Annotated in this window: 5 protein-coding genes; all 5 read right to left on the minus strand. The window is 62.8% G+C overall.

The features are described 5' to 3' along the window. A partial coding sequence (locus IV091_RS09355) for a histidine phosphatase family protein (protein WP_293467987.1) occupies positions 1 to 278 on the minus strand: 278 nt, incomplete at its 3' end. A 20-nt stretch (positions 279 to 298) separates the two neighbouring features. Beyond that, on the minus strand, positions 299 to 916 hold the full coding sequence (locus tag IV091_RS09360; protein ID WP_293467989.1) for a DUF4136 domain-containing protein: 618 nt from the start codon (positions 914 to 916) through the stop codon (positions 299 to 301). 45 nt (positions 917 to 961) lie between these two features. Then, the gene (gene ttcA / locus IV091_RS09365; protein WP_293467991.1) at positions 962 to 1906 is read right to left on the minus strand and encodes a tRNA 2-thiocytidine(32) synthetase TtcA; all 945 of its coding nucleotides are present in this window, start codon (positions 1904 to 1906) and stop codon (positions 962 to 964) included. A 5-nt stretch (positions 1907 to 1911) separates the two neighbouring features. Then, positions 1912 to 2283, minus strand: coding sequence for a dihydroneopterin aldolase (locus tag IV091_RS09370; protein WP_293467993.1), 372 nt, complete (start codon positions 2281 to 2283; stop codon positions 1912 to 1914). Between the two features lie 74 nt (positions 2284 to 2357). Further along, a partial coding sequence (locus IV091_RS09375) for an SDR family oxidoreductase (RefSeq protein ID WP_293467995.1) occupies positions 2358 to 2711 on the minus strand: 354 nt, incomplete at its 5' end.

Here is a 2711-nt window from a genome sequence, read left to right on the forward strand (position 1 = left end):
CCCTGGAAGTCGCCAAAACCGCGTTCGCGCAAGCCCTCTTCCCGGGTCACCTCCAGGTCAAGCGCGCGCCCCAGGTAGTGCGCCGTTTCCCAGGCCCGGGTCAGGTCGCTGGCGTAAATAGCCGTGATGGGGCTGTCCTTGAGGGCCAGTGCCATGCGCTCGGCTTGCTGGCGGCCAGTATCGTTGAGCGGGATGTCCAGGTGGCCCTGAATGCGGGCGTCGACATTCCAGGTGGTTTCACCGTGGCGGATGGCAATGATGCGGGTGGCTTCAGTCATGGTGCTTCAGTGGCTCACGGTTAGCGTGGAATTTCTACATTGACCCGGCGCGTGCCGGGCGGCGGCTGCGGAAAGCCCATCAGCGCGGCGTCCAGCATCGCGGGCAGAACGGCCAGGGTGTCGCTCCACACGCCGTCGTGCACGGCCCGGGTTTCAAACACAATCTGGCCGGTGCTCAACTCGCGCATCAAAATGCTCAGTTCGCGCTTGAAGTAAGGCTCTGGAAAGTGCATGGGAAAGGACATGCCCAGCGATGCGCCCCGACTGCCGCCGCCCAGAAAAAAACCCGGCATCGGAAACCCGAAGCCGCCATACCCGGCGCCGCCATAAGGCGCGCGCTCCAGAACCAGCGTGGCAAGGACCACCTGCACGCTGTAGCGGGCAACGGTGGGGTTCAAGTCAAGGCCGACCTTGGCCAGGGCGGTTCGCGCCAGCGCTTCGACCTGGTCTTGCTGCGCAGCAAACGTCTGCTGTGACGGCAGGCGCTCAAACCGGTAGGGCGTGCCGGGCGCTGGCGGGGCTGCGCTCCAGCGGGAAAAAGCGGTGACATCGCTGTCGACCAGCCGTGCGGTCGAGCAGCCCGCCATGGAGAGCGCCAGAACGGCGACGGTGCAAAGTGCTGACAATACGCGTTTCATACGGCCTCCAGAAAGTTGGCTGAAAGAAAACCCGGGCTTGCAAGCTTAGCGCGCGCCAAGCGGCGTGATGCCAATCACCGACACACCCGGCAGGGCGGCTTCCCTGAATTCTTCGGCGTCAAAGGCCTTGTCGCCTTCGGGGTCGGCGATGCCGGTGGTCTTGATGCCCTTGAAATCGTGGCGCTTGCTGTCCATCAGGTGCGAGGGAACGATGTTTTGCAAGGCTGCAAACATGTTCTCCAGCCGGCCGGGATGCTTTTGCTCCCACTCGCGCAGCATGTTGCCGACCTGCTTGCGCTGCAGGTTTTCCTGGCTGCCGCACAGCGTGCACGGAATGATCGGGAAATCCTGCACCTGGGCCCAGCGCGTCAGGTCTTTTTCGGTCACGTAGGCCATCGGGCGGATCACGATGTTCTTGCCGTCGTCACTGACTAATTTTGGCGGCATGCCCTTGAGCTTGGCGGCAAAGAACATGTTCAAGAAGAAGGTCTGCAGCATGTCGTCGCGGTGGTGGCCGAGCGCGATCTTGGTGCAGCCGAGCTCGCCCGCCACCCGGTACAAGATGCCGCGCCGCAGCCGCGAGCACAGCGAGCACAGCGTCTTGCCCTCGGGAATCACGCGGGTCACGATGCTGTAGGTGTCCTGGTTCTCGATGTGAAACGGCACGCCCAGCTTGGTCAGGTAGTCGGGCAGCACCTGTTCGGGAAAGCCGGGCTGCTTCTGGTCGAGGTTGACGGCGATCAGCTCGAAGTTGATCGGTGCGCGCTTTTGCAGCTTCAGCAAGATGTCCAGCATCGCGTAGCTGTCCTTGCCGCCCGAGACGCAGACCATGACCTTGTCGCCTTCCTCGATCATGTTGAAGTCGACAATCGCCCGGCCGACCTCGCGGCACAGGCGCTTTTCCAGCTTGTGCTCCTCGCGTTCAATCTTCATCGCGTTTTGCACCCGCGCCGAACTCTCGGCCTGCTCGTCTGTCCACACTGCACTCATATCGGTTACCACTGTCCTGTCTCGACGCGAATGGCTACTTCGCAGTCGTCAAATATTTCAAGTTTTGCAATTTTTACACGCACGCCCAGCACGCCGGGCAGCTGCATCAGCCGGTGCGCCAGCTTGCCGATCAGGCTTTCGAGCAGGTTGACATGCTCGGCCGTGCATTCGGTGATGATGATCTGGCGCACCTTGCGGTAGTCCAGCACGCCGGAGATGTCGTCGTCCAGGGGCAGCAGCGGCTGCGTGCCCAGGTTCAGTTCGGCATCGACCTGGATCGGCTGGGGTGCGGTTTTTTCGTGCTCCAGGATGCCCAGGTTGGCGTCGAAACGCAAGCCGGTCAGGGTGAGGATTTGGGTGCCCCGGGTGTTGAACATGGTGCCAGTCTCTAATAAGTCAGGGGTTGTGTCTGTCAGCCATTGCCGACGCTTGGAATGCGTTGCCGGGCGGCTCACATCAGCGAAAAATCGCGCTCGAATTTCATCAGGTGCTGGCCGCCGTCGACCAGCAGCGTGGTGCCGGTGATCGATGCGTTTTCCAGCGCGAACTTCACCGTCGCCGCCACGTCAGCCGGCGTGGACGAGCGGCCCAGCGGCGACAGCTTGTGGCGCGCCGCGAACTGCTCGTCCGTCAGCAAGTGGCTGGTCAGCGTCAGCCCGGGCGCCACGCCCACCACGCGCACCTGCGGCGCCAGTGCCATGGCCAGCATGGTGCCGGCCGCTTCCAGCGCCGCCTTGGACAGCGTGTAGCTGAAAAAGTCCGGGTTCTGGTTCCACAGCTTCTGGTCGAGCAGGTTGACCACCGC

The organism is Polaromonas sp. (assembly GCF_018780625.1).
In the GTDB taxonomy this organism is placed as follows: domain Bacteria; phylum Pseudomonadota; class Gammaproteobacteria; order Burkholderiales; family Burkholderiaceae_C; genus Polaromonas.

What these genes read in the sequence shown, in the direction of transcription:
- IV091_RS09370 (WP_293467993.1), bottom strand. Translation starts at nt 2,283, where the DNA reads ATGTTCAACACCCGGGGCACCCAAATCCTCACCCTGACCGGCTTGCGT.
- IV091_RS09360 (WP_293467989.1), bottom strand. Translation starts at nt 916, where the DNA reads ATGAAACGCGTATTGTCAGCACTTTGCACCGTCGCCGTTCTGGCGCTC.
- ttcA (WP_293467991.1), bottom strand. Translation starts at nt 1,906, where the DNA reads ATGAGTGCAGTGTGGACAGACGAGCAGGCCGAGAGTTCGGCGCGGGTG.